Source organism: Faecalibacterium sp. I3-3-89 (assembly GCF_023347275.1).
In the GTDB taxonomy this organism is placed as follows: Bacteria; Bacillota; Clostridia; order Oscillospirales; family Ruminococcaceae; genus Faecalibacterium; species Faecalibacterium butyricigenerans.
In genome coordinates this window covers 2546557-2573429 of sequence record NZ_CP094468.1, presented here as the reverse complement: position 1 = coordinate 2573429, position 26873 = coordinate 2546557, and the positions used below count along the sequence as shown (strand labels likewise).

Sequence of the window (26873 nt, the reverse complement as noted above, 5' to 3'; positions counted from 1 at the left end):
AAAGCTATGAACAATTCAACCATAGAAAGCGAGGTATCAGTCATGTACTACACCCAAGAACAGATAGACCGCGCCAACCAAGCCGACCTTGTTTCTTTCCTGCAATCACAGGGAGAGCAGCTTACCCGCGCCGGAAATGAATACCGCTGGAAGCGGCACGACAGCCTGACCGTCCGGGGAAACAAATGGTACAGGCACAGCCAGAGTAAGGGCGGCGCACCCATTGATTTTGTCATGGAGTTTTTCGGCAAGAGCTTCACCGAAGCCGTTGAACTTCTCACAGGAGAAAAGGGAGCTGCACCGCCGCCGGACAGACCAAGCCCCGCGTCCTTTTCTGACTTCCGACTGCCGCCCCGCAGCCCCGACAACCGAACAGCGAGGAACTACCTCACAGCCGCCCGCCGCATTGATGAAGATGTGACGGGCTTTTTCTTTGCCAGCGGCGATATTTACGAGGAAGCCGCCCACCATAACGCCGTATTTGTCGGCAGAGATGAAAGCGGCATACCACGCTACGCCCACCAGCGCGGCACAGCCGGGAGCTTCCGGCTTGATGTGAAAGGCAGCGACAAATCCTTTAACTTCTGCTACCGGGGCGAGGGCGAAAGATTGTTTGTCTTTGAAGCCCCGATAGACCTCTTATCTTTCCTCTGCCTGTTCAAAAAGGATTGGCAAAAGCAAAGCTATCTGGCGTTGGGCGGCGTGGGCGAAAAAGCCCTTTTGCGTTTCCTTTCTGACCGTCCGAACATCAAGACCGTGTACCTCTGCCTTGACAGCGACAACGCCGGAAACGATGCTTGCAGCCGCCTTGCGGAGCTTGTGCCGGAGGGCTACACCGTCCACCGCCTTCTCCCGCTTTACAAGGACTGGAACGAGGTATTGCAGCACCGGGCAGAAATCACAGACGGGAAGTATTTGCGGGAAGCAATCTACGGCTTGAAAGAGCCGCCGCAGGAAGAAACCGTTGAGATTATCCGCATGAGCGAGGTTGACACACAGACCGTTGAATGGCTATGGGAGCCGTATATTCCCTTTGGGAAAGTAACCATTGTGCAGGGCAATCCCGGCGAGGGCAAGACCACTTTTGCCCTACGCCTTGCCGCCGCCTGCACCACTGGGGGAACGCTGCCGGGAATGAAGCCCTTGCCGCCATTCCAAGTAATTTACCAGACTGCCGAGGACGGGCTGGGCGATACCGTCAAGCCCCGCTTGATGGAAGCAGAAGCCGACCTTGACCGGGTGCTTGTGATTGATGAAGCCAAACGGGAGCTTACCCTGTCCGATGAGCGCATAGAAAAGGCAATCACACAGAACGGGGCGCGGCTGATTATCCTTGACCCCATACAGGCGTACATGGGCGAAAAAACCGACATGAACCGGGCAAACGAAGTGCGCCCCATGTTCCGCCGCCTTGCCGATGTTGCCGAGCGTACCGGGTGCGCCGTTATCCTTATCGGACACCTGAACAAAGCTGCCGGAGGGCAGAGCGCATACCGGGGCTTAGGTTCTATCGACTTCCGCGCCGCAGCAAGGAGCGTCCTGCTGATCGGGCGCGTGAAGCGAGAGCCGAATGTGCGCGTTATCGTCCATGACAAATCTTCCCTTGCGCCGGAAGGCAAGCCCGTTGCCTTTTGCCTTGACCCGGAAACGGGCTTTTCGTGGATAGGCGAATACGACATCACCGCTGACGAGCTGCTGTCCGGCGCGGGCGGCAACAACGCCACCAAAACCGAACAGGCTGAAAGGCTGATACTTGACCTGCTTGCAGACGGGAAAGAGCTTGCCAGTGAGGACATTGTAAAAGCCGCAGCCGAAGCCGGAATATCCGAAAGGACGGTACAGAACGCCAAGCGCAACATGGGCGGCATTTTAGGCGCAAGGCGTGTCGGCGGTCAATGGTACAACTTCATCAAGAAGAAGCAGCCACCCGAACCCGCAAGCTGAAAGTGCAAAACGCAGACCCTTTGCACTTTGCACTTTCGCACTTTCAGAGTTATAGAAGAATGACTATAAGCCCTTGTGCGCCGTAGCATGAGGGCTTTTTTCATGGAAAGGAGAGCCTATGAGCAATAAAGCCAGCACCCCCGCAAACGCTTCCCCTCTGACCGTAAAGGAAGCAGAACAGCCCGATATTGTGAAGAAAATCGGAAACACGACCTATCGGGTGAAAATCCACTTCAGCACCACCAGCAAGGAAACTATGAGCGATAAAATCAAGCGGCTTATTATGAACGATTGCGGGAAAATTTCTTAAAACCACCTTGACAAAATGTATCAGAGGACACCCTGCTGCACGCTATGGAAACCGCCAGTGCAGACAGTATGCCGGAGGGCGTGGAACGTCAGGGCATCGGCACACCGGCAACTCGTGCCGCAACTATTGAAAAATTGGTGCAGAAGGGTTTTCTGGAGCGCAAGGGCAACAAGAAAACCAAGGTGCTGCTGCCCACGGATAAGGGAAAGGCCCTCATTACCGTAATGCCCGAAGAGATTCAGTCTGCGGATATGACGGCTGACTGGGAAGCGAAACTGCTGCAAATCGAACATGGCGAAATGGAGCCGGGTGAATTTATGACCGAGATCAATACGATGATTACCGAACTGGTAAAGAACACGGAAATGAAAAAAGGAGTGAATGCAACCCTTTTGGATGTAAGAAAGCGAGGGATGCCCATGAACTTTAATGCTGAGGAACTGATGCTGATGATGCTCTACAACACCGGCTCGCAGCTGGGGCTGATGCAGGAACTTCGGCTCATGCAGTGCTACCTGATGCCCGATGAGTTTGCTCTCCGGGAGCTGTCCGAGGGTGTGGTCGAGAAGCTGAAACTTATGACCGATGCGGAGTTGCCGAGCTGGAATTTCCCCGGGACTGATTTTTGCCGCCTGCGGGCGGCGTACATAGGCTCTTTTGTTCCGAAAAATTTTCGCAAACCGCAAGAAAGTGGGCTTGATAGAATCCTTCCATTCATGCTATACTAAAACCAGTTTTAATGCACAGAAAAATTGAAAGCGGAGGATAGCCAATGGATACCAAAAAAAGATCACCCATCGACCGCCTGCTCTTTGCCACTTTTCTGAAAGGCCGCACTTCTTCCCGTGATATATGGGAAGAAAAGGGCGATATGACCCCCGAAGATAACCAGAAGATCATCGAGGAAACCAACGAGATCATCAACGATGATTCCACCTATCCCTTCATCAGCTACCTGTCCGACCTGCTTACGAAATCCAAGCCCTCCGATGATGCTGTCAAAAAACTGCACGACTGCATCGACAAAGTTGCAGTTGCGTTGGGGCACGATAGCACCGATGTGTTCCGTACGCTCCTTGCAAAGCTGATCGAGGAGCCGGAAGAAAAGCAGACCTTTGACCGTCTGCTGGAGATGGCCGAGAACTTGGCGGCAAAGCACTGAGACAGCTTTACGAGGTAATTTCAATGAGTTACGGTTGGGCAACTGTTTTCACTTTAGCGGCATGGTTTGCAGGGCTTGTGATTGATGTAAATGTGCGGGTCGGCGACCTCGGTTTACGAACCGTGCTTCCCGTCATCGTGATGGGGTGCTGCGTTATGAAGTACATAAAGGGCAATAGCAAATAATCTTATCTCGATACACTTTCCTGCGGGCAACCACAAACCGGTTGCCCGCTATTTTTATACCCTAAAATCTGAAGAAGGAGGCCAAAATGCCAAGCAAAACCGAAGAATCTACAACTCCACTGCGCTGGACAGCACCCGAAAATTTCGGGATTTTTTATTATCCGGGCTGGCCGTGCAGCGGTTGAGCGATTTGATTTGTCTGGAACATCAGCTGTCTGTTATTGAAATCAAGCCGTACCGAGAGCGGCAGAAGCGCACCCTTTATCCACCCAGAGAAAGTAATCGTGATAAGCTGTGTGCCGTAATCGACAACATCCTGCTGAACGAGAGGCCCGCAAATTTCGAGGGCTTTCTTCAAAAGCTGGAACAGCAGGGCTACGAAATCAAACGGGGAAAGTACACTTCGGTCAAAGGAACACGGCAGAAACGCTTTATCCGTTTTCGGACACTGGGCGCGGGATACAGTGAAGATGAAATCAAGGCGGTCATTGCCGGAGAATCCGAACACCGCCCGTATCAGAAGCAGCCATCGAAAGAGCAGCCGTTCCACCTGTTGGTGGACATTCAGGCAAAACTCTCCGAGGGCAAAAGCGAAGGCTATGCACGGTGGGCTAAACGCTACAATTTGAAAGAGATGTCCAAGACCCTGATTTTTTTGCAGGAAAATAAAATCGGCAGCATTGAGGAGATGCAGGAGCGTGTGGATGCTGCTACTGCTCACTATCACGAACTGGGCGATTCCATTAAAGATTCTGAAAATCGACTGGCAGAAATTGCGGTGCTGAAAGCACACATCATCAACTACGCCAAGACGCGACCAGTCTATGATGCCTACCGAAAGACCGGATACAGCAAGCACTTTCTGGAAGGTCATCGTGCAGAGATCACACTGCACAAGGCAGCGAAAGCGGCATTCGATGAAGCTAACCTGAAAAAGCTCCCCAAGGTGAAAGAACTGGATACGGAATATTCCAAGCTGCTGACGGAAAAGAAAGCACTCTACCCGGACTATCGTAAAGCGAAAGAAGAAATGCAGGAGCTTCTTCGTGCAAAGAGAAACGTAGAACTGTTCTTTGCAGAGGAAAAGAGCAGCACCGAAAAAACGAAGTCCCGATAAACGAAGATAGCCTAGGACCCTTCCCTCATGGAAGAGCCCTAGGCTATCTTTTTTGTTATAAAAGTGTTTGGAACAAACGCGCAGCCTGCATCGTACGATGCGGAACGATAGGGGATTGGGCACAGCCCAACAAGCATTTTGAATTTGGATTTGAAAAATCTGATTCAAAAATCGCGAGTTGGTACCAGCTCGCCCTGCTTGCAGAGTTATTTTTAAAGATGAATCAATTGCGTACAGTGCGCATCAAATGAGTCATCATGGGAAACCGCAATAATTGTCATATTATATTTCTGAGCAAATGTCAGCAATCGGTTTACCAAAACGCTTTTTGTCTTTGAATCGAGCGCACTGGTGACTTCATCCAAAAGAATGATCTCCGGTCGACGCAATAACATTCGGGCAAGACCGATTCGCTGCCGTTCACCTCCGCTGATATTGCTCCCATCTCCTTGAATCTGGTAGGATTGATCTCTTCCTTGAATGAAGTCCTGTAATACGCACACATGAATTATTTCCTCAATCCATTCTGGATAAAAAATATCTCCCAATACGAGGTTTTCATACAAGGTTCCATCGATCAGCGCAGGTGTTCTCTCCACTAACAGCACCCTGCAGTGGTAATCTTTCAAATCAAAATTAGAAATCAATTGATTGTTATACTTTATACTGCCACACAGCCCGTCCGCTGGAATCAACCTGGACATCAATTCGATTAAGGTCGTTTTTCCTTTACCACTGGCAGCTTTGATCAGCACCAAATCTCCCCTCTTAAACTGAAATTGCAGACCAACAAGAATTTTATCACTACAGTCGGTATACTGGAACTCGTGAATCTCAACACGCATTTCCTCGAAATCCTGCATGAGATTTCCACGATGCTCGTCAGCTTTTTCTGTATACAGGGATTTTGATTTTGCATACATTTCGGATGCTTTCTTTTGATCTGCAATCAAATCGGTCAGCAAAATGATCGGACCATTTAATTTTTGAGCGATAAGCATCATCGTGATCGCATCGCTCCCAGTTGCTTTTCCAAGCTTGGCAAGCAAAATCGTTGAGACAAGAACAATAACGGGCAACGTGTTGATCATGAATGTCAACATTGCATTTCTCAAAGCGGTATACCGGCTTAAAGGAACAAGTACAGACTGGCTGATCTGGTCATGGAATGTTTTTAACTTGTTGGAGAAGAAAGCCTCATTGTTTAATGCGTAGATCAAATTTCGATTGTTTAAGGTGTCTAGCAATTTCGAGTTTATTTCAGAATATCTGGTTTGCTTTTCGGCTGTATATGCAGCTTCCTTTTGCGCATATAGCTTTGAGAGTAAGAAAATCACGATAATAATGAATACGGTAATCATCGTAACCACTGCATTATGAAGAAGTAGGATCAAAAGATATGCCAGCAGCAGAAATGTTTGAAGAATGGTGTTCACAACACCCGTTGACATCCATTGCGAAATGACTTCCGTATTCCGATTGACTGCGGACACCAAATCTCCTGCTTTTTGGCACTGTACAGAAGAAAGATTTTTCAGGAAGCAGCCATAGGTATATTCTTGTAATTTGAGTTCGCCAACCCCTTTCAGCTTTCGGAAAAAATATTGATCGGAAAAAACAAGCAGAACAAAAATGACTGCACCAATGCAAAACAGAACGGAAGTTTTTGAAAAAAGACAAAGATCAGACTGTGCGGAATACGCCATCAACCGATCCAGCAGTTCAATCAGGAGCAGATTCCATGCAAATTCAATTAAAAACGAGAGCGAAAATAAACTTCTGTCTTTTTTCAACGAAGAATACACATTCAGCAATTTTTTCATCGTTCACCTATCTTTTACAGTTGAATGATCTGAGAGCTATACGGATCAAACTCTTCCCCATGACAAATAATCACAAGGGTCATTTTATGCTTCTTCGCAAAATCAACGATCCCCTTTGAAACGGCTTCTTTCAGGTCGTGGTCGAGTGCACTGGTTGGCTCATCAAGAATGATAACATCTGGCTTACGAAGCAGAAGCCTTGCAATCCCGATTCTTTGCCGTTCACCACTGCTCAAGTTTTCGCCACCATAAGGTATTGCATACGCAAGCCCATGTTCCGCAACAAATTCCGACAGACCGCATGCCACAACCACTTCATCTATTTCATCGGGAGCTGCATTCCATTCCATCGTTATATTTTCTAACACAGTTCCATAAAATAACACGGTGTTTTGCTCGACCATCAGAACGCGTTTTTTATATTCATCCGGATCGAATTGTAAAAAGTCCTGCCCATTATACCTAATATGTCCGTTGATCTGATTGGGTGAAATCATTCGGGTGATTATTTTTGCAAGTGTGGATTTTCCTGTTCCGCTTTTTCCTTTTATTAAAACCACTTCGCCTCGTGAAAATTTGATATCAAGTTCACGTGGTGGCAACGTAGACTGTTCATTGGAAGGGCAGAATCTATTGGATATTGTAATGTCAAAGTTTTTGAATTCTGGAACTTCTTGTTGCAATCCTTTTTCTGTAAGCGAGTCCGAATGGATTGTCTTCTGTACCCTGTTGTATATATCAGTCGACAGATGGCATTGAGAAATATCATCACCGATCGACTGGATGGAATTTGAAATCTTCACCATGGAGTCCATGATAACAATTGTTTCGCCAACTGACGCATATCCATAAAAGGATAAAACGACCCCTAAAAACAAAACCATAAAAGGAAGAACTTCCCCAGAAAAAACAAGCTGAGTAATAAAAACTGTCTTTCTTACGATCGCGATTTTTAACGTTGATGTATAATTTTGCTCTACAACTTTTTCGAATTGTTCCTCAAAATAATCTGCTTTGTCCAGCTGTCGAATTGTGTTAATGTTTCTCTCTGTGTTTACGATATACTGGTTCAGAAAGCCCTTCATTTTTTGCCGATTATTTTCTGCTTTTGCAAATGCTATGCTGCAGCTGTTTGCAAGCCAAGAACTAATCAATAAAAAGAAACAGGCAATCAATGTTAAATAGAAATTTATCGACATTATCAGAAAAATCATAAATGCCACATTCAAAACTTCTAATGTTAGCTCTGATTTTCCCGAAGTATACCATGGCATCATTTTATATGTATCTTCTGTCAGGTTATAGAGCAATGTTCCTTCGTTCTCTTTTGTTTTATGCCACAAAGATTGATTAAAGATTAATCTTTGACCTTCCAGAATACCATCATTATCCAGACAGTTCTTGACGTATGACCTTAAAAATTTAAGCATAAATGTCACAAAAAACAACGCCATCAAAGATCCGAACATAAAATAATTCAAGTTTTTCTGATCAATAAACTTTTGCAGATATATTTCTCCCAAAAATGTACACGGCATATAGATCAAAGATATAAAAAGATATAGGCATTTATATGCACGTATTCTTCTTGAAAACTTGAACATTATTACTCCTTCTGGTGAATACTATGTAAAAGGTTATTAATTAAGCTGCAATTTCCTATAACACAAGGATGCCTTTAACTTGGGCTTTTATACACAAATACAAGCACCAATCCCACAAACTAAATCGTTCAGGGTTTGATGCTTGTATTGTTTGATCATCTAAAGTTTTCAATCGCTTTAGATCATTCTGTTAGCCGTGCTTGCCCCAGCCATCGACTTCCATCATAATGGGTTTCTTATACATATTATCACCTCCTTTCAAGTTTAGAGTAAGTCCAGTTTCTTTAATTGATTCATGAATTCCTCGACATCTGGAGAAACTGTATCAGAAGAAACTGAATACTTTTGACATAGTTGATTGATAATTTCTTCTTGACTATTTCCGCCTTCCAGCATTAATAATATTTCGTAACTGATGTTATTCAATATATATACTTTGCCATTTGTGGAGAGAAATCCCGTACTTTCGTCATCTAATCGTGCAGTACATTGTCTTTTGAAATTATGTAATTTACAAATTTTCATTTTCAATTCCTACGTTTATAAAATTTCAGTGGATTATCGGGCATATGGACATCGCCCATCTGATTCAATAAGGTCTTTAGTTGCTGCAAATGTGCAGCCCCTGCATCCACCTTTGCACCATTTCAGAATACTACAATTCTTGCAGGCCCCTTTTATATCTTTAATGGAAATATCTCGTAATTGACTAAATACTTTTGAATTTTCCCATATATCAATTAAAGAATGTTCTTTAATATTTCCAGCTTTCAATTCAGGAATAGACGACATCATAGAGCATCCATACACATCACCAAAGGCATTCACAAAGAAATTGTCTTTACCTGCTGTACAACCAAAACTATTTTCAGTAGATGTATAGTACAAATCCTCTTTGACCCAATATTTTATATCTTCTGCCCGACCAGTTTCATATAAAGGCCAATAAAGCTCCCACGGTAATTGTCCTTCCTCGACAGGAACAATCCTCAGCGAAACTGGAAGTTTTTTCTGCTTTTTCAAATCTGTCATCTGCAGAATGAATTGTTTTAGCTCGCCATATGTTAAATAGCAATCTCTGACATTCTTTTTTGCATTGCCTACAGTAGCTAAGAGCATGATTGCTGCTTCATGTATTCCCAACTCATGCATTAGTTCTAATGTTTCCGGAATATAATTCACATTATATTTTGTAAGAGTTATAATCCCATCGACTGCAATGCCGCAATTCATCAGGTTTATGATTCCTCTTTTGGTTAATTCAAATGTTCCGCTTTTTCCACGTGATTTATCATGAATTTGAGCAGTTGGACCATCCAAACTGACACAGATTCTATCAACGTTTGTTTGCGCCAATTTCTTTGCAATAGACTCATCGATCATTGTTGCATTTGTATTGACAAAGTAATTAAAATAGTGCTTATCTGCCAATTTGAGGATTTCGAACCAATCCTTCCGTAGAAAGGGTTCACCGCCTTCAAATCCAACGCGTAAAATTCCAATTTGATCAAACTGCTCAAAGATATCCTCAAAGTCCGATACCTTGAGCAAATGATTTGAAATAGTCGATTCACATTCAGCTTCTGCATAGCAGAAGTCACACCTCAAATTGCAATATGGGTAGATTGAAAAATCTACGTAGGTTGGATTTACCATTTGATTTTTCCTTTCCACATTTAAATGCGTCTCAAAATACGTGCAAGCTGTTTGCATTCTATTACTTTTTTCATCAGTTGTCAGCAAATTTGTCATGAATTCCCGAAATCATGGCATGAAGTCGTGCATTGGCTCAGTCGGTGATTTCAAGTCATTCAAGTCCCCCCCCCCCAAAAAAAAACACTTTTCTTGCATCAACAATTTTAACAGTCGATTACAAGAAAAGTGTGGATTAACGAAAATAAGTTAGCCGAATGAGCTTATAATATCGTGGAGGATACCCATCTGGTTCTTAGAAAAGTCTTTTCCTCGTTGGCTAGGGGAAAGATACTCTTGTCGAATTTTTCTCAAGAGATTACACTGTTCCTCCGTAAGTCCAGAAAGCGAAAGGACATTCGTTGTTTCTAAATCTAGCAGTTCATCGGTAGAAACTCCAAACAGAAGTGAAATACTAACAAGAACATCTAATGGAATAGCATGAGCGTCACTTTCATAGCCGCTAATTGTAGAAACGGCCTTGTTCAACCGCTTTGCAAGTTCAGCTTGCGACCAGTTTCGACTTTCTCTCAAGTTTTTTAGCTTTTTACCAAGATAATGCTCCATTTCTGTTCACTCCTATCCTATTAGAGTGTACTATTTGCATATTCGATATAATCGTACTATAATTATTAAAATGTTCGATTATGTCGAATTTCATTGACTTGCGAAAGGAGTTGCGTTATTTTGGATGACAAAAAGATCATCAAATTGCAGTGGAGGATTGGCAAAATGAGAATTTTGATTTGTGATGATGAGCAAAAGTTGATTGACTTAGAGCTTTCTATTCTTCAAGAATATTGTCGGTCCACTAACATCGCTGCAACATTTTTTACATTCACAGATTCCCTAAGTGCTGGAAATATAGGTGAATTTGATATTGCGTTCTTAGATATTGATATGGAGAAACTAAATGGAATTGAGCTGGCTCGAAAATTGCGATCAAAAAACCCGACTTCCATTATTATTTTTGTTACAAACTTCATTCAATACGCCCCTGAAGGCTATGAAGTAAATGCTTTTCGTTATCTATTAAAGTCTGATATTCCTTACAAGCTCATTCCATACTTTGTGAATTCGCTACAAGAAGTTATTGATTCTCGTCAAACCGTTACTTTTTCGATTAGCGGCGAGTCGATAGATGTTCAAACCAAAAACATTTTATATCTAGAATCCGACAAGCATATTATTGTTATGCACTTAATTAATGATGCACGGACTGAGTATCGCTTTTACGGAAATATGGCGGTTCTTTCTGACAAACTTCAAAATCTAGGCTTTCTACGTATACATAAGAGCTACCTAGTAAATATGGAATACATTGAGCTCTTTCAATATGAAAAAGTTTATCTAAAAAGTGGTGTATGTGTTCCATCCAGTGAAAAAAAGCATAAAGAATTGAAACAGCTATACTTAAAATGGAGGGGAAAAAGTCGATGGGAACTTTCTTAAGTCTTTGTTATACCGCTGTTGATACAATATGTTTGATTTTATTTTTAGATGTTTTTGAGCAACGTCGCTTTGACGGATTAAAATTCCACCTCCATGTATTGGAATATGTACTTCTGAGTTGTTGGGTTCCTTTAATTCTTTCAATCATTGTTGGACACAATCAAGCACTAAAAATTTTAATCATTTTACTGATCGATTTCATAATCGCTAAAAGGTTATATACAGAAATCTCGACTGCTATACTCTGCTTCTTTGTTAGCCTTGAATATTTATTATCATACTGCTTATCTTTCACTGTTGGAATGACATGCAGTGTAATTTTTGGAATGGATTCTAATACATTTCAATCTTCACCTATCTGCGTAATTATTTATGGTATAATCGCTTATTCTTTACAGCTATTTTTAGCACTAATGTTCCGAAAAATCATGCGCCCCAGAAGGTTTGGGAAAAATCGACATTCTCTCCGAATATCACAAATAATTATGTACGGGTTATTTCCAAGTGCTTCGTTTATGGTATTGATTGTTCTACTCTATATATCCACCGGAAGAAATGTATCAGAAGCTATACTAGCATTTACTTGTGGATTGATTATTGCTGCAAATGCAGCAATAATCTTTCTTCTAGAACGTATGGAGCAGGCTATGGAACGAGAGCAACAGCTATTTTCATTGGGACAGCAACTTGAGGTTCAAGTACGGAGCATGGAATCTGCCAGCAAACTTTTCTCGGAACAACGCAAAAAAGTACATGATTATCGCTCACATCTCAACACTCTTCGTGTGCTTTTGCAGAACCATGAATACGAGCCAGCAGAAGTCTATTTGAACTCAGTATCCAAGCAACAAACCGAACGACTTTTTTTGGTAAATACTCATCATTCGATTTTGGATGCATTATTTAATACGAAAGCGTCAGAGGCAATTCAAGAGGGGATTGAAATTGATTTCAGAGTAAACGATTTATCAATGTTGCCATTTGAAGCAGCTGATATGGTTGTACTGCTTTCAAATTTGCTAGATAATGCAATTGAAGCCAATCGATCATACTGTGGAAGTAAGAAGATTCATGTAACAGCATTATGGAAAAAAAGCTTTTTATTTTCTATTCGAAACACCTCAAATCCTGTCAGAATTGAAAACAACACTATTCAAACGACCAAACCTGACCCCCAACTTCATGGTTTTGGACTTTCCAATGTGAAGCTTATCCTTGAAAAATATAATGGTGATTTCACTATGGATTATGAGGACAACTGGTTTCAATTTACTGGAGAAATTTCACAATAACCGATTTTGTGACAGAAAAAACCTACTTGATGACAAAAAAGTTGATTTATTTGCAAACTCAAGGTATTTAATTTATAAACTTTCAAGCATGGGAGTATGGATTGAATGAACCTCATTGCAACACACTTGGCAAAAAGGTTTTTGAAGAGGGAGCTAATTGCAGAAGAATCTCTTGAGTGGTGCATTTACGGAATCGAAAAAAGACTGTCAATGTTCACTACATGGACTCTTTTAATCTTATTGGGGAGTTACTGCTTCGGCTTTCGACGAACTATATCTTTTGCTGTTTGTTTTGTTGCATTAAGAAAATATTCAAATGGGTACCATGCAAAAACGTATATCCATTGCTTATTGCTTTCTTTAATTCTCCAATCAGTTTCCATGATACTCATCAAAGCTCTCCCTACTAAATTTTTTGGGTTTGTTTGGATATTCTCTGATTTTGTGATTCTCAAAATTGCTCCTGTTAATAACAATCAATTACATTTAACGCAGTCAGAATTGTCTGCTCTAAAAGAACGAATCCCCTATGTGCTTTTTTTCGTCAACCTAACATGTATAATCTTAAGGTCACCACCAATTGAAAAAACACTTTCTAATGAGCTGGAAGGATTAACAGCTGCAATGTTATCAGATGCCTTGACGCTGCTAATCTTTGTATTAAAGAAAATATATGGGAGGATTATCCATGGAAATGAAAGTAAGAAATCTAATGAAAAAATCTCTTGAAAAAATGATGAAAAAAGATATGGAAGTCTGGCCGCCTGAGTGTTCCGGTTGGTTGTATCAACCGTGTCGTCCCAAATCACAGCTTATTAAAGATACTGACCCTCCCAAAAATCGATAACTTCATCAATTTTGTTTTTATTTTGAGGCTTTCTTAGACTCAAGGAAATCGCATTTTGAGTACATCATGCTAGACTTTAAGCCTAGTATGATGCACTTTTTGTTTACACTACGTTTGAGGAAAGCTATGCCGATTATCAACTTAAAGGAACACTACCCCACTGCGCATCCAAAAGACTTTTTTGTAGAAGTATCTGATGAAGTCCATCAGTTTCTCTTGTCTATGAAACGCAAAGAGGATGCTTTTGCCAGACAGGTGAGCCGTTACCACGCATATCACTCGCTAGACGATCCCGCTTTTTCTGCTGAGTCGTATCTTCTTGTGCCCACTCCAACACCTGCGGAGATCATAGAACGGCAACAGCATCTTGTGAACATCAACCATACAATTTTAGCTTTGTCTCCAAAACAAGCAAAGCGGTGCTACGATTACTTCTATTGTGGGATTTCCATGCCAAGCATAGCCGAAAAAGAGGGCACAACAGTAGGAAGTGTCTCGGGAAGTATTAAATCTGCTTTAATTAACCTCAGAGAAAAATGCAATTTGTTCATCAAACCCTAACTTTTACCTGTTTTTTGTCCTATATAGTATAGGGATGTTTTTCTCTATCACGGAAAAGTGCAACCGCATTTTCCATGCTCCGCCCGCCTTGCCATCATCGACAAAGAAAGGACGAAGAAACATGAAAAGGAGATTGATCGAGTACCAACCGAACCCCGGCAACCAAAACTTGGTCCGCCGCCGATTGCATCTTTGCACTCTGACCTTATGGCGCAGCTTGCGACTGCGTTGCTTTGTGGTCGGAGGGCTGGCTTATGTACTTTGACTCTTACATTACAGGAAAACGCATCCAGCAGCTGCGCAAAACCAAAGGCTTAACGCAAGAACAATTTGCCGCAAAGCTGAATATCAGTGACCGCCATTTGGGAAAGATCGAACGAGGGGAAGGAACTGCTTCCATAGATTTGTTGGTAGAAGTAGCCATTTCACTGAACACCACTCTGGACTTTTTGATTCTTGGCGTATTGGACACTCCACGGGAAAGGGAGCTTAATGCACAGATCAAAAAGCAGCACCAGAAAATCCAGATTATCAAAAATAAGCTGAGCAATCTTATTGACGAACTGGATGCATCTGTATAACCACCATAAAGAAGTCGAGAAGCGATTCTCGGCTTCTTTTTTTGCGCCATTTTTTCGACGAATCTACGAAAAATCGGAACTGGCAGTTCCAGTTTTTGAGAAAAATCCGCTCAAAAAAGTGGCAAAACCGGAACTACCAGTTCCTTAAAAAGACAGTGTTTCCACGATAAACTATTGTCACAGCAAGGGCAACACCCCAGACGGGGAGATACCCGAAGCTGTAAGACGTACCTTGAAAACTGAATATCATTCCCTCGGACAAAACAATGAAACTTCCGTAATTCGCGGCCCGGCCATAAAGAAGGCGGGGTGGCTGAAAAGCCAATGAGAGGAAGGGTGCAGTCCCCCTCACCGAGGTGTATTCCAACCCCCACCGGGCGTCGAGGACAAATAGGGTGGGACACTTAAAACAAAATCTTCAAAGCCCACCACCGGAATTCTTCTGAATCAAGGCAGTGGGCTTTTTCCATACCGAATATTCATTCTGATGACACGGAGGTAATGATTATGAGCCGTACTTTTACCCACAAGACCGATGAATCGACCCTGACCACCCTCTGCCCCCGCTGCCTGAATGCCTTTCGGAACACCCGTGGCATCCGTGTCCGCCGTGCTGACCCCCACCAGCTCACCAAGGAGCCTTGCACCTACTGCCAGACCAACTTTGGCTACGACTACTACATCCAGCCCACCAGCCCGAAATCCACCTACTTTAAGAAGGGACGGTTTGATGATGAATCTGAATGCGCTTAAGATCGACCCAGAGTTTCAGGGCAAGATCCCGCCGCTGAACGCCGAGGAGGAGCACATCTTAGAGCAGAACATGATTCAGGAGCGGCGGCTACTGAATCCGCTCATCATCTGGAACGGTTACATACTGGATGGACATTCCCGGTATCGCATCCTCAAGCATCACCCGGAGATCGCTTTTGAAGTGAAGGAAATCCAGTTGCCCGACCGTTACGCTGCACTGGCATGGATTTGTCAGAATCAGTTGGGGCGCAGAAACCTTGACCCGGAACGCCGGAAGTTCTTGATGGGGAAAACCTATGAAAACGAAAAGCTCTCTGTAGGTGGGTCAATTCATCGAGAACATGATGAATCTGGGAGATTCACCTCATGTGCTCAAAATGATCACATGAGGTCAGCCGAAGGACGCACCTGCGAACGTATTGCTGCCAAAAACGGCGTTACCCCAATATTTGTTCGTCGAGCTGAAAAGTATGCGAAAGGCGTTGATGCGGCGGAAGCTGCCGTCCCCGGTGCAATGGAGGAAATACTGACCGGGCATATCAAGGCTACCGATGCCGAGATCACCGCTTTGGCGCAAACCCCAAAAGAAGAAATCCCGGCAATCATTAAGGAGCTGCGCAAACCCAAGAAGGACCGGAAAGCAAAGAAGCCGACAAGCCCGGAAAAATCCGATGTTGCTGCCGACGATGCTTCTGATTCCGATGAAGTCCATACCGAGGATGAAATTGTGCCGGTAAGCAATTCGCCCCCGGATTTCAAAAGGAGTATCCAAGGTCACAAACGCTGTCTTACAGACGAAGATCGAAAACGACTTCGGCAATCCATTGACAACCGCCATCATAAAACGACCGTTGCGAACGGCTCAATTATGATGTGCGAAGTTCAGGGCGCAAAGGAGGATTTTATCCGCCGCTGGAATCTCGTATTCAAAGACTATCCCGATGTTTTTGAGGACAACGACTGCCGAAGTGCCATTCTTTTTCTGATTGATGACACTTCTGCCTATCTTCAGACGATAAAGGAGAGAGTGCTATGATGAATTCTAATCTGAACCTTGCCAAGCTGCCCGAATGTGTTTGCGAGATGCGCTACATCGACAGCGCACTCTTGACCCCCTGCGCGGAATACCAGCGTGTTTTGCGCACCAGAAAGGTGGAGGAGATTTCTGCTACCTTTTCGGAGTACGTTGCCAACGAACCGAGAGTCAGCTACCGTGATGGTCGCTACCATGTTTTTGATGGACAGAACACCATCGAAGCTCGTATCGCCTGCAACGGAGGTCATGACCTCCCGATCCTCTGCAAAGTCTTTCACGGTCTTTCCAAAAAGGATGAAGCCCTTTTGTTTGCTGTTCAGACGGGCATTTCCACCGATCTGACCGCAGGTGAGCGGCTTCGTGCTGACATCGTGGCAGAAGATGAGGATGCTTGTGCATTTGTTGCAGCCACCGAAGCAACTGGTGCTACTTTTGCACTGGATGGCATCCGAGCCGAGTGGAAGATCTACTGCATCCGCTCTGCCTATTATATTTACAAGAACTACGGTTCTGACATCTATCAGGAAGCCCTGAAGATCATCGTGGAGGCATGGTGGGGCGATTCCGATTCGTTCCTGTCTGGCATCCTCCATGGCGTTACCCGCTTTGTGGCAATGTACCGGGATGAGTACAGCCGGGAGCGTCTGATTGCACGGCTTTCTACGGTGCATCCGAAAACCATCACCAAAAATGCACGGAAGGACACGGGCAACACCGCCGACCGCCACATGAAGCAGATTCTGGAGATCTACAATGGCTCCAGCCGTTCTCTGAGCCTTCCTGTAAAACGTTGATGCTCTCGCCTTTATCGGCATACTCCTTTTTCCTGCAAGAGCCGCCTGCCATAAACGGGCGGCTCTTGCTACATATAGAAGGATAGGAGGTCTGATCGCTATCATACCAAAGGACTGGAAATACCTCAGAGGGGACATTTACTATGCAGACATGGAGCCGCACATCGGCTCCGAACAGGGCGGCACCCGACCTGTGGTGGTTCTGCAAAACGATGTAGGAAACCGCTATGCGCCTACCCTTATTGTGGCGACAGTGACTTCCCGCACCGAGAAAAAGAAATACCAGCCCACGCACGTTCTGATAGCCCACAATACAGCCTTTGAGAAGCCGTCTGTGGTTCAGCTGGAACAGATATTCACGATAGACAAAAGCCGCATACAGCGTTTCTTAGGACAGACTACACGGCATGAAATGCGCCGGATCGAAGAAGCCCTGATGAACAGTTTAGAAATCAATGAATGGGATAGGAGGAATGCCGATGAATGAAAAAGTGATGGTATCGCCGGAGATCCAGAGCGAAGCAGTCGTCTTGCCGCAGATCGTCAGCATCAAGCAGGCAAGCCAGCGTATGGGCTTACCTGAATATTACATCCGCCGTCTTTGCCGGGAAGTGCCGGGCATGGCGTTCCAGTCAGGCATCAAATGGTATATCAACCTTGGCAAGATGGCTGAGTATTTCAACGGGGGAACGACAACTTTGTGATTTGTCAAGGATGCGGGCATAAACTGCGACATCCTAAAAATTAACCGCCCGAACTGCTATACTCATCGTGACAGAGATAACCACCACACAGAAAGGAAGGTAAATATATGGCATCGTTTGAATTGCGAGAACCCAAAAAGAAGCCTCGTTATTATAAACTCATCGCAAATGTTCTGGTGAACGGCAAAATCGAACGCCGCTATGGTCGGTTTGATTTTGACCCTACCGAACTGAAAAATGCTCGTGCGCGCAACGCTGCTGCGAAAGTTGCCGCTGCCGAATTTGAACGGCGGGAACAGGAAAAGGCCGATAAAGAAGCCGGCAACGCAGGAAAGACCTTTGCGGTAGTGGCGCAGGAGTACATAGAATCTAAAAAGGCAAGACTTGCTCCTTCTGCTCGCTTAGAGGGCGATTATGACAGCCATCGTAATAAGGCGAACACAACGAGGGGCAAGGAAAACTACCTTCGGAAGATTCAGCAATTCCCTGAGTTTGCACAGAAGTCCGTTGATTCCATCAAAAAGGTGGATTGTGATTGGGTTCTGGAACAGATCGAAATTGGCGGCGCACGATGCCGCACCCATGCTGTTATCAATCAGCGTGGTCTGGAGATGAAAAAGGAATCTTGCCCGAAGCTGGCTAAGAGATGCGATTGCGGTGCAAAAACCATAGAAAAAGCATTTCGCAGCGAAGTGGTCGATATTAAAACAGCAGAACAGGTGGCGATTGCGCTGGGTTGTAAAGTGGACGATGCTTTTGATGTGGAAACCATTGCAAAACCTATGACCAGAAAGAGCATGAGAGAATACGCTCTGTTCATTCGTTCTACACTGGAATATGCGGATGAAAATTACGGTGTGAAGAATCCCATGCACAAAATTCCTGCACTGGGAAGCCGGAGCAGGTCGGTAGACACTATTAAGAAGCACCAGATCAAGCAGCTTCAGGACACCTTAAAGGAAAGTTCCATGTTGGAACAGGTGATCGTTCTGTCCCTGCTCAATTCTGGTGTGCGCCGTGGCGAACTGGCTGGACTGACATGGAAAGATGTCAACTTTGAAGAATGCACGATACATATTTCTAAATCGCTTCTGGTATTCAAAGATTTTGGGTATCAGTTGACAACGACCAAGGAAAGCAACATCCGGGATGTGGACGTTGCACCGGAGTACATGGACTTCCTCAAAGAATATTATAAGTATTGGAAGTCCCAGAAAAAATTGATGGGAGGGAGTTGGCAGAAAAGTCTGGATAAGAAAAGCAGCAAGTATGCACCCTCACTCCTTGCCCTTCGGGGGACGGACTTCGTGATCTGCAATGACCATGGGTTCCCCATCAACCCGGACAGCTATGGCGCACTGGTTCGCAGAATCGGACAGCGGGCAGGCATTGAAGGGCTGCATCCTCATATGTTCCGGCACACTTTTGTGAGCATCCTCTTGTCCAACCCGGAAATCGGTGTGGCGACAGTAGCCGCAGAAGCCGGACACGCACAGCCCAGTACCACCCTTGCAATTTACACGCAGGTCTATGACAAACGGCGCAAAGAAATTCGCAACCAGATGAGCAAGGAGCTGTACGAATGAGCAAAAAAGAAGCACGAAGGCCGGAACCTTCGTGCTTTTTTGGTGGGCCAGGCAGGACTTGAACCCGCGATAACCCCGTTATGAGCGGGGAGTTCTAACCACTGAACTACTGGCCCTTATGACGTTGTTTCAAAGCTCTGTAAAATGGCTTTCGTACCCAGAAAATACCCAAGTCCGATTTTCAAGCCACTCGCAAACCAAAAAACAACGGAAAAACGCTATTTGAAAAAGGTGGAAACGGTAAGGTCTGGCGGTTATGAGCCGCCAGCTCTGACCAACTGAGCTACTGGCCCGCGAACGCGGCGCGCTGCCGCGTGTGGACTGACTATAAGTATACCAAAAAAATCCGGAAATGCAAAGCCCTCCGGGCGAATTTATTTTGTGCGGCGGGCGTCGAGCTTGCCCAGCATGAACTCATCGAGCATCTCGGGCTGGAACAGCGGCTCCTTATAGCCGAAGGCCTCCCGGATGAAGATGAGGGTCACGACGGTCTGACGGCCCGGGTCCAGCCGGAGGGTGTAGAGGGTGTCCAGCGGCTGCTGGGTGGGCTGGTGGAGGGTCAGGTGAAGGGTGAAGCCGCCGTCGTTTTCCCGGCGGCACTCGTAGGCGAAAAGGTCATCGGGGCTGTGCTGGTCGAGCCGGTCGAAGCAGTCGTCCAGCGGCAGGTCGGTGCGGAACTCGGAAAGGCCGCTGGGGCCGTACTGGCTGCGGCGGCCTTTGTCCTGCTTCGCCAGCAGGAATACGATGAAGCCGAGGATAGCGGCCAGAAGCAGGATGGAAAAAACAGCGTTCATGGATGTCCTCCGATGGAATTTGAATCATGTTTTCCTTATTGTAACACAACCCGCCCCAAATTGTGTTATAATATTTGAAAAATTCCAAAAACTGATGGGGAGCCTGCGCCCTTTCTGCGGGCGGGAGGGACGATATGAAACTCAGATTCACGCGCAAGACATGGTATTTCCTGCTGCTGGCCTCGGCCGCAGCCTCCATGCTCAACGGCTTTGCCGTCCTGAGCGGGAACAGCTTCGGACTCATCGAGCAGATCGCATTTGCGATGGCGGGCATCTCGGCCCTCTTCCTCGCCGCCGAGAAAGGCTCGGCGGGCTGGGAGAAGCGGAACTTCACCGGTGTGTTCGTTCTGCTGATGGTCAGCTACATGGTCAACGGCTGGGCAGGCTACCTCTGCTCGGCGCTGGCGTGGCCGCTGCTGCTGAGCACCGAGTACAAGCGGGGAATGGCCGTCCAGCGTCAGCTCCAGCTGGTGGGTGCGGCGGAGGCCCTCCACCTGCTCTTCCTGCTGATGGCGAAGTACGGCGGCATGGCCGCGCTGGGCTTCTGGACGAATCTGCTCTGGGTGCTTCTGGCCTGCGCCCGGGGCTGGGCAGCACTGAGCCTCTACAAGATGCAGGAGGACGCATGACGCAGCGGCGGAGAAAGCGCCGCTGCCGCTTCGGGCGGCGGGCCTTTCTGGCGGGGGCAGGCTGTGCCGCGCTGGCCGGCGCGGGGCTGATGCTGCGCCGGGGGCAGACCGTCTCGGCCCTGTCGGTGCCTGCCCCGGAGGCAGAGCCGAACGCTGCTCTGCCCGCCGGGGAGTGGCGGGCTGTCTGGGTGAGCTATCTGGAATGGGCCGGGATGGATTTTTCCTCGGAAGAAGCCTTCCGGGCCGGGGCAGCGGCGCTGATGGACAACTGCCTGTCCATCGGGCTGAACACCGTCATCGTGCAGGTGCGGCCCTTCGGGGATGCCCTCTACCGCAGCAGACTCTTCCCGTGGAGCCATGTCTGCACCGGGGAGCAGGGGAAAGACCCCGGCTTCGACCCGCTGGACGTCCTCATCACCGAGGCCCACAGCCGGGGGCTTTCGCTGGAAGCGTGGGTCAACCCCTACCGTCTCCGTTCCTCGGCGAAGATGCCCGCTGTGCTGGCCGAGAGCAGCCTCGCCAACACCCACCCTGAGTGGGTCTGCGCCGTGGGCGAGGGGCTGTACCTGAACCCGGCCCTCCCCGAGGCAGCGGACTATGTGGTGCAGGGCGTGGCCGAGCTGGTGCAGAACTATGCCGTGGACGGCATCCACTTCGACGACTATTTCTATCCCACCACCGACCCGGCGCTGGACGCGGCCCAGTTCGCCTCCAGCGGCGCAGGGAACTTGGACGAATGGCGGCGGCAGAATGTCACGGCGCTGGTCAAGGCGGCCCACGACGCCGTGAAAGCCGCCGATGCCACCCTCTGCTTCGGGGTCAGCCCGCAGGGCAACCCCGACAACGATCTCTCGGAGCAGTACAGCGACGTCCGGGCATGGCTGACGGCAGAGGGGGAGGATGCCGTGGTGGACTACCTCTGCCCGCAGGTCTATTGGGGCTATGGTTACACCCTCCGGTCCGGCAGCACCCGCTTCGCCTTCGAGAACATCGTGCCCGAGTGGCTGGCCATGCCCCGGGCGGCGTCCACGGCCCTCTATTTCGGGCTGGGGGCCTACCGTGTGGGCAGCGGCGACGGCGGGGCCAATGAGGACAGCCTGAGCCAGTGGTGCACCGGCAGCGCCCTTGCCCGGCAGGTGGGCGACCTGCGCCGTCTCGGTGCGGGGGGATGGGCGCTCTACCGGTACGATTCGCTCTTCCGGCCTGCCCAGCCGGAGCCTGCCGCCGCCGAGCGGGCGGCGCTGGCCGCGCTGACTGTGGGCTAAGGCCTTGTATGGAAAATAAAAATGCGGTATACTATAGCAATCGTGAGCAATCGTGCAAAAACAATGTTTTGAGGATAAAAAGTCATGAAAAAGACAAAGCGAATCGTACTGCTCGTTCTGGCGGTGGTGGTATTGCTGCTGGGGGCGTATGCGGGAAAGACCGTGCTGGACCTGAAGAACAGCGCCGCCACGGAGGTGCAGGAGGAGGACAGCACCCGCTGGGCCGAGCTGACCAGCGACCCGCTCACCCTCGAGGGCATCGCCGACGGCTCGGCCAAATACGCCTCGGCGGCGGTGAACGGCAGCCTGAATCTTGTGTTCAACGGCATCTGGAGCCGCCAGACCGACTATTTCACCGTCCCGGGCGGCAGCCTGACCATCACCGGCTATGGCACCGCCGAGGGCACCCAGCGGTATAAAATATCCGTCTGGCAGAAGGTGGCCGGCGGCGCACAGTACGTCAACGACAGCACCTATTACTTCAAGACCGACGGACAGAACTACCGCTGCGTCATCTCCGGGCTGGACCCGGCGGCCAGCTACCGGCTGACCATCTCCTACGATTCCAGCCGCTACTACCTCTACGGCGGACTCAAGGTGGAGGGCATCGCGGCATGAAGACACAGACGAAAAATTCGCTCATGCTGATGCTCTGCGCCTTCATCTGGGGCACGGCGTTCGTGGCCCAGAGCGCAGGCTCCGGCATGGGGGCCTATTCCTTCCTCGCGGGGCGGAGCTGGCTGGCTGTCCTCGTGCTGCTCCCGACGATGGCCGCCTTTGATGCCCTGCGCAAAAAGCAGGGCGCGGCCTACGGCTGGCCCAAGGAAAGAGCGGAGCGGAAGACTCTGCTGATGGCGGGCCTCGTCTGCGGCACCCTTCTGTTTGCAGCCTCTGCGGCCCAGCAGATCGGCATCACCATCAACCCCTCCACGGCCAAGGCGGGCTTCCTGACGGCCATGTACGTCGTGCTGGTGCCGGTGTTCGGCCTGTTTCTGGGCCGGAAGGGCAGCGCCCAGCTCTGGGCCAGTATGGTCATCGCCGTGGTGGGCCTTTACCTGCTCTGCATGAAGAACGGCTTCGGCGGCGTCGAGACCAGCGACTGGATCCTGTTCTCCTGCGCGGTGCTGTTCAGCTTCCAGATCATGTCCATCGACCACTTTTCGCCGCTGGTGGACGGCGTGAGGCTGAGCCTCTTGCAGTTTATCGTGGTCGCAGTGGAGAGCACGGCGGCGGCGCTTCTCTTTGAGACGCCGACGCTGGCGGAATTTGGTGCCAATCTCCTGCCCATCGCCTATTGCGGCGTGCTGTCCAGCGGTGCGGGCTATACGCTCCAGATCTTGGGACAGAAAAACCTGAACCCCGCCATCGCCAGCCTCATCATGTGTCTGGAAAGCGTGTTCAGCGCCTTGGGCGGCTGGCTGCTGCTGAACCAGAGCCTTTCGCTGCGGGAGAGTGCGGGCTGCGCCCTCATCTTTGCCGCCGTCGTGCTGTCCCAGCTGCCGCTTGAGGAGCTGCGCGGATGCAAAAAGGGCGCGTGACGCTGCGGGTGGCCGGGGGCATCCCCTACGAGCTGACGCGGAAGAAGGTCAAATACTTCAACCTTCATGTCCGGCGGGACGGTTCTGTGGCCCTCAGCTCCCCTCTGCGCATATCGCCGGAGGCGGCGGATCACTATATCATCGGCCAGATGGACTGGATACGGGCGGCACAGGCCCGGCAGGCCGCCCGCGAGAAGCGGCAGGCGTCGCTGCCCGACAGGGATGTCGCGCTGGCCCACTTCACGGCCATGAGCGATAAGGTCTACCCGGCCTTTGCCGGGGTCCTGAACGGGCAGAAGCCCGCCATCAAGGTGCGCAGCATGACCAGCTGCTGGGGCGTCTGCCATATGGCCAAGCGCCAGATCACCTTTGCGCTCCAGCTTTACAATATGCCCGAGGCGGCGCAGATCTATGTGGTAGTACATGAGTACTGCCACTTTTTGCAGCCGAACCACAGCCCGGCGTTCTGGGCCGAGGTGGCCAAGCTGATGCCGGACTGGAAGGCCCGGAGAGATTTGTTGAAAAGATAACGGCCTTGCCCGCTCTGTTACCTTCGGGGACATCTCTCCCAAGGGGAGAGGCAGAAAGGCTCCCCCTCTGGGGGAGCTGACAGACCCGGAAGGGTCTGACTGAGAGGGCAAGCCACTGAAAAATAAGAGGAATATGTCATTGGAAAACGAAAAAAAGGCCGGCGGCGATAAATATTCGAAGCTCGCCGGAAACACCATCATCTTTGCCATCAGCAGCTTTTCGTCCAAGCTGCTGACGCTCATCGTCCAGCCGTTTCTGACCTATGCGATGGCCGAGATCTCCGACCTCGGCCTGTCCAAGATCCTGAGCCAGTACGCCAACCTGCTCATCCCCTTCGTGTCGATGGGAATGTCCAACGCCATCATCCGCTTCGGCCTCGACAAGGGCAACAGCGAAAAGCAGGTGTTCACCAACGGCCTGCTCACCATCCTCGGGGGCTTCGGCATCCTTGTGCTCTGCTGGCCAGTGGCGCAGTTCCTGCCTGACATGGCCCAGTACGGCCTGCTCATCTATATCTACGTCCTCATGAGCTGTCTGCGCACCCTCTGCACCCAGTTCGTGCGCAGCCGCCAGTGGAACAAGCTGGTGGCTGTGGACGGCGTGCTCTGCACCGTGGCGACCATGGCCTTCTATGTGCTCTATCTGGTGGGCTTCCGCTGGGGCGCGAACGGCTACCTGCTGGCCATCATCAGCGGCGATTTCGTCAGCGTGCTCTTCCTGATGCTGACCGGAAAGCTCTGGAACTTTATCGAGCTGAAGGGCCTCAACAAGACCCTCTGGAAGCAGATGCTCCGCTTCTCGCTGCCCATGATCCCGGCCCAGATCAGCTTCTGGATCATCAACGCCTCAGACCTGTTCTTCGTGCGCGAGATGTGCGATGGCCTCGACGGCCACAGCGGCGATGCATGGAGCGGCCTGCTCTCCACCGGCTACTTCCTGCCCACCATCCTCACCACGCTGGGCCTCATCTTCTACGATGCATGGCAGCTGTCGGCGGTGACGGAGGAGGAGGGAAGAGCCAAATTCTTCACCCAGATCTTCCGCACCTATTCCAGCGTGCTGTTCTGCTGCGCGGCGGGCATCATCTGGCTCTGCCGCCCGGTCATGCACATCATGAAGGCCAACTATTACTATGCGTGGCACTTCGTGCCCTTCCTCGTGATGGCCTCCACCTGCAGCTGCTTCAACCAGTTCATGAACAGCGTCTACGTCGTGAATAAGAAGTCCCAGCGGAGCATGGTCACGATGATGGCAGGCGCCGTGAGCAACTGCATCATGAACTACTTCTTCATCAAGTGGTGGGGCCCTGTGGGCGCGACCTATGCGTCCTTCCTCGGCCTCGGTCTGGTGTTCACCCTCCGTGCCATCGACGCCCACGGCATGATCGGGATGCGTGTCCATCCGGGCCGCGTCCTCGTCAACGCCGCCGCGCTGGTGTTCGAGGCCTTCGTGCTGCTGGCAGAGACGCCTCTGTACGGCCTCTGGACGGGCCTTATCACCGCCCTCATCATCCTGTACAACTTCTCCGGCGTCTGGGGCATGGCCCGCATCCTGCTGCCTAAAATTCTGGGCCGCCGGGGCAAGGCCCTTGTGGCTGTCGTGGACGGCTGGATGACGAAGAAATAAACGCTTCCCGGACAGGAAAAAAACGCACTCTCATCGATACCGCGATGAGGGGGCGTTTGGTTTGTCGCAAGTCAAAAAATCGAAAAAATGCGATAAAAGCGAGAGCCGCTGCCGGGTCACAGCTGTTTTTCGAGCCAGTCGGCGATGTCCGCAAACACTTCGGCTTTGTTCGTCTCCATCAGCAGCTCGTGGCGGGCACCGGGATAGAACTTCGCCTCGATGTTCCGGACGCCGATGTCCCGGAGGCTCTGGATGGCCCGCCGGACTCCGGCGGTGTGCTCGCCTACAGGGTCGGCGTCACCGGCGAGGAAGAGCAGGGGCAGATCCTTGGGCATTCCGGCCAGAACGGCGGGGTCGTACAGCCGCAGGATGCCGGAGAACATACTGTAGTAGGCGTTCAGGGTGAAGGTGAACATACAGCGCTCGTCGGCACGGTACTTGTCCACCTCGGCGGTGTCGCGGTTGAGCCAGTCGTGGGGTGTGCGGCCCTCGAGGCCCTTGTTGTAGCCGAGGAAGGAAAGGCTGGCCACGAGCCGGCTGCGGTGTTCCCAGCCGAAAAAGACGGCCAGCACCCGGCAGAGGGCTTTCGCTGCGGCGACCAGAGCTTTGGGCTGAAAGCCGGTGCCCATGAGGATGGCTCCGTCCAGCTCGCTGCCCCACTCGCAGAGGTACTGGCGGGCGTAGAACGACCCCATGCTGTGCCCCAGAAGAAAATAGGGGACGCCGGGGTAGAGCTGCTTGGTCAGGACGGTCAGGGCGTGGAGGTCGTTGAGGACGGCACGGTTGCCGTCCGGCTGGGCGAAGAAGCCGTAGTCATCCTTCGTGCGGATGGAACCGCCGTGGCCCAGATGGTCGTGGCCGGTGACGAGGATGCCCTGTCCGGCCAGATGCTCGGCCAGCGGCTTGTACCGGTCGATGAACTCCACCATGCCGTGGGATAGCTGCAGAACGGCCCGCACCCTGCCCTCCGGCACACAGCGGAATGCGTGGAGCGTCCGGCCCGGCACGCAGGAGGGGAGGGTGAAGTCGGTCATCTGACTCATGTGA

At 49.4% G+C, this 26873-nt stretch carries 27 protein-coding genes, 1 tRNA gene and 3 pseudogenes; 23 read left to right on the top strand and 8 right to left on the bottom strand.

The window, feature by feature from the left end; translation table 11 throughout:
- Nucleotides 1-42: 42 nt before the first annotated feature.
- The 6 genes and pseudogenes from MTP38_RS12490 to MTP38_RS12465 all read left to right on the top strand — a co-directional run.
- Nucleotides 43-1944, top strand: a complete 1902-nt coding sequence (locus MTP38_RS12490; RefSeq protein ID WP_249233744.1) for an AAA family ATPase — start codon at nt 43-45, stop codon at nt 1942-1944.
- 118 nt (nt 1945-2062) lie between these two features.
- A complete protein-coding gene (locus tag MTP38_RS12485; protein ID WP_055059682.1) occupies nt 2063-2254 on the top strand; it encodes a transposon-encoded TnpW family protein in 192 nt (63 codons plus the stop codon).
- Between the two features lie 29 nt (nt 2255-2283).
- Nucleotides 2284-2562, top strand: a pseudogene (locus tag MTP38_RS12480) (DNA topoisomerase); the annotation flags it as partial.
- A gap of 111 nt (nt 2563-2673) precedes the next feature.
- A pseudogene (locus MTP38_RS13735) lies at nt 2674-2876 on the top strand (transposon-transfer assisting family protein).
- A gap of 150 nt (nt 2877-3026) precedes the next feature.
- Nucleotides 3027-3416, top strand: coding sequence for a hypothetical protein (locus MTP38_RS12470; RefSeq protein WP_249233743.1), 390 nt, complete (start codon nt 3027-3029; stop codon nt 3414-3416).
- Nucleotides 3417-3698: 282 nt separating this feature from the next.
- Nucleotides 3699-4718, top strand: a pseudogene (locus MTP38_RS12465) (relaxase/mobilization nuclease domain-containing protein); the annotation flags it as partial.
- A 212-nt stretch (nt 4719-4930) separates the two neighbouring features.
- Here the strand turns inward: MTP38_RS12465 and MTP38_RS12460 are convergent.
- From MTP38_RS12460 to MTP38_RS12445, 5 genes are all read right to left on the bottom strand, one after another.
- Entirely contained in the window at nt 4931-6541 is a 1611-nt protein-coding gene (locus MTP38_RS12460) for an ATP-binding cassette domain-containing protein (RefSeq protein ID WP_249233742.1), read from the bottom strand.
- 14 nt (nt 6542-6555) lie between these two features.
- Complete coding sequence (locus tag MTP38_RS12455) at nt 6556-8145, bottom strand: ATP-binding cassette domain-containing protein (RefSeq protein ID WP_249233741.1); 1590 nt, start codon at nt 8143-8145, stop codon at nt 6556-6558.
- Nucleotides 8146-8409: 264 nt separating this feature from the next.
- The gene (locus MTP38_RS13730; protein WP_207676746.1) at nt 8410-8670 is read right to left on the bottom strand and encodes a PqqD family protein; all 261 of its coding nucleotides are present in this window, start codon (nt 8668-8670) and stop codon (nt 8410-8412) included.
- 33 nt (nt 8671-8703) lie between these two features.
- Nucleotides 8704-9888 carry a radical SAM/SPASM domain-containing protein gene (locus MTP38_RS12450; protein ID WP_249233740.1) on the bottom strand — a complete coding sequence of 395 codons (1185 nt, stop codon included), beginning with the start codon at nt 9886-9888 and terminating at the stop codon, nt 8704-8706.
- Between the two features lie 159 nt (nt 9889-10047).
- Complete coding sequence (locus MTP38_RS12445; RefSeq protein ID WP_249233739.1) at nt 10048-10404, bottom strand: helix-turn-helix domain-containing protein; 357 nt, start codon at nt 10402-10404, stop codon at nt 10048-10050.
- Nucleotides 10405-10524: 120 nt separating this feature from the next.
- Here MTP38_RS12445 and MTP38_RS12440 point away from each other — a divergent pair, with 120 nt between their 5' ends.
- The 11 genes from MTP38_RS12440 (at nt 10525) to MTP38_RS12390 (ending at nt 19443) form a co-directional block, all read left to right on the top strand.
- Nucleotides 10525-11289, top strand: coding sequence for a LytR/AlgR family response regulator transcription factor (locus MTP38_RS12440; protein ID WP_242699532.1), 765 nt, complete (start codon nt 10525-10527; stop codon nt 11287-11289).
- Entirely contained in the window at nt 11274-12581 is a 1308-nt protein-coding gene (locus MTP38_RS12435; RefSeq protein WP_207676801.1) for a sensor histidine kinase, read from the top strand. Before MTP38_RS12440 ends, MTP38_RS12435 begins: the two co-directional genes overlap by 16 nt.
- 105 nt (nt 12582-12686) lie before the next feature.
- Complete coding sequence (locus tag MTP38_RS12430; RefSeq protein ID WP_249233738.1) at nt 12687-13310, top strand: accessory gene regulator B family protein; 624 nt, start codon at nt 12687-12689, stop codon at nt 13308-13310.
- Nucleotides 13311-13554: 244 nt separating this feature from the next.
- Complete coding sequence (locus MTP38_RS12425; RefSeq protein ID WP_207676742.1) at nt 13555-13989, top strand: sigma-70 family RNA polymerase sigma factor; 435 nt, start codon at nt 13555-13557, stop codon at nt 13987-13989.
- A 254-nt stretch (nt 13990-14243) separates the two neighbouring features.
- The gene (locus MTP38_RS12420) at nt 14244-14570 is read left to right on the top strand and encodes a helix-turn-helix domain-containing protein (protein ID WP_207676741.1); all 327 of its coding nucleotides are present in this window, start codon (nt 14244-14246) and stop codon (nt 14568-14570) included.
- Nucleotides 14571-15077: 507 nt separating this feature from the next.
- Nucleotides 15078-15323, top strand: a complete 246-nt coding sequence (locus MTP38_RS12415) for a hypothetical protein (RefSeq protein ID WP_207676740.1) — start codon at nt 15078-15080, stop codon at nt 15321-15323.
- Entirely contained in the window at nt 15301-16359 is a 1059-nt protein-coding gene (locus tag MTP38_RS12410) for a hypothetical protein (protein WP_207676739.1), read from the top strand. The genes MTP38_RS12415 and MTP38_RS12410 overlap by 23 nt, the downstream gene beginning before the upstream one ends.
- Nucleotides 16356-17153 (top strand): DUF6551 family protein, encoded by a 798-nt coding sequence (locus MTP38_RS12405; protein ID WP_207676738.1) that lies wholly within the window; start codon nt 16356-16358, stop codon nt 17151-17153. Before MTP38_RS12410 ends, MTP38_RS12405 begins: the two co-directional genes overlap by 4 nt.
- Before the next feature lie 82 nt (nt 17154-17235).
- Complete coding sequence (locus tag MTP38_RS12400) at nt 17236-17640, top strand: type II toxin-antitoxin system PemK/MazF family toxin (RefSeq protein WP_429966217.1); 405 nt, start codon at nt 17236-17238, stop codon at nt 17638-17640.
- Entirely contained in the window at nt 17633-17857 is a 225-nt protein-coding gene (locus MTP38_RS12395; RefSeq protein ID WP_158387305.1) for a hypothetical protein, read from the top strand. The genes MTP38_RS12400 and MTP38_RS12395 overlap by 8 nt, the downstream gene beginning before the upstream one ends.
- A 107-nt stretch (nt 17858-17964) precedes the next feature.
- On the top strand, nt 17965-19443 hold the full coding sequence (locus tag MTP38_RS12390; RefSeq protein ID WP_207676737.1) for a site-specific integrase: 1479 nt from the start codon (nt 17965-17967) through the stop codon (nt 19441-19443).
- Nucleotides 19444-19483: 40 nt separating this feature from the next.
- Here the strand turns inward: MTP38_RS12390 and MTP38_RS12385 are convergent.
- Nucleotides 19484-19559, bottom strand: a tRNA-Ile gene (locus tag MTP38_RS12385).
- 258 nt (nt 19560-19817) lie between these two features.
- Nucleotides 19818-20237, bottom strand: coding sequence for a hypothetical protein (locus MTP38_RS12380; RefSeq protein ID WP_227620120.1), 420 nt, complete (start codon nt 20235-20237; stop codon nt 19818-19820).
- Between the two features lie 134 nt (nt 20238-20371).
- Here MTP38_RS12380 and MTP38_RS12375 point away from each other — a divergent pair, with 134 nt between their 5' ends.
- From MTP38_RS12375 to MTP38_RS12350, 6 genes are all read left to right on the top strand, one after another.
- Nucleotides 20372-20866, top strand: coding sequence for a conjugal transfer protein TraD (locus tag MTP38_RS12375; RefSeq protein WP_249233737.1), 495 nt, complete (start codon nt 20372-20374; stop codon nt 20864-20866).
- Nucleotides 20863-22131 (top strand): glycoside hydrolase family 10 protein, encoded by a 1269-nt coding sequence (locus tag MTP38_RS12370; protein ID WP_249233736.1) that lies wholly within the window; start codon nt 20863-20865, stop codon nt 22129-22131. The genes MTP38_RS12375 and MTP38_RS12370 overlap by 4 nt, the downstream gene beginning before the upstream one ends.
- An 84-nt stretch (nt 22132-22215) precedes the next feature.
- The gene (locus MTP38_RS12365; RefSeq protein ID WP_249233735.1) at nt 22216-22749 is read left to right on the top strand and encodes a hypothetical protein; all 534 of its coding nucleotides are present in this window, start codon (nt 22216-22218) and stop codon (nt 22747-22749) included.
- Nucleotides 22746-23669, top strand: a complete 924-nt coding sequence (locus MTP38_RS12360) for a DMT family transporter (protein WP_249233734.1) — start codon at nt 22746-22748, stop codon at nt 23667-23669. Before MTP38_RS12365 ends, MTP38_RS12360 begins: the two co-directional genes overlap by 4 nt.
- On the top strand, nt 23651-24199 hold the full coding sequence (locus tag MTP38_RS12355) for a M48 family metallopeptidase (RefSeq protein ID WP_249233733.1): 549 nt from the start codon (nt 23651-23653) through the stop codon (nt 24197-24199). Before MTP38_RS12360 ends, MTP38_RS12355 begins: the two co-directional genes overlap by 19 nt.
- A 133-nt stretch (nt 24200-24332) precedes the next feature.
- Complete coding sequence (locus tag MTP38_RS12350; RefSeq protein ID WP_442900527.1) at nt 24333-25826, top strand: lipopolysaccharide biosynthesis protein; 1494 nt, start codon at nt 24333-24335, stop codon at nt 25824-25826.
- Nucleotides 25827-25942: 116 nt separating this feature from the next.
- Here MTP38_RS12350 and MTP38_RS12345 read toward each other — a convergent pair whose 3' ends face one another.
- Nucleotides 25943-26869: an alpha/beta fold hydrolase gene (locus tag MTP38_RS12345; protein ID WP_249233731.1), complete on the bottom strand. Its 927-nt coding sequence runs from the start codon at nt 26867-26869 to the stop codon at nt 25943-25945.
- Nucleotides 26870-26873: the final 4 nt, after the last annotated feature.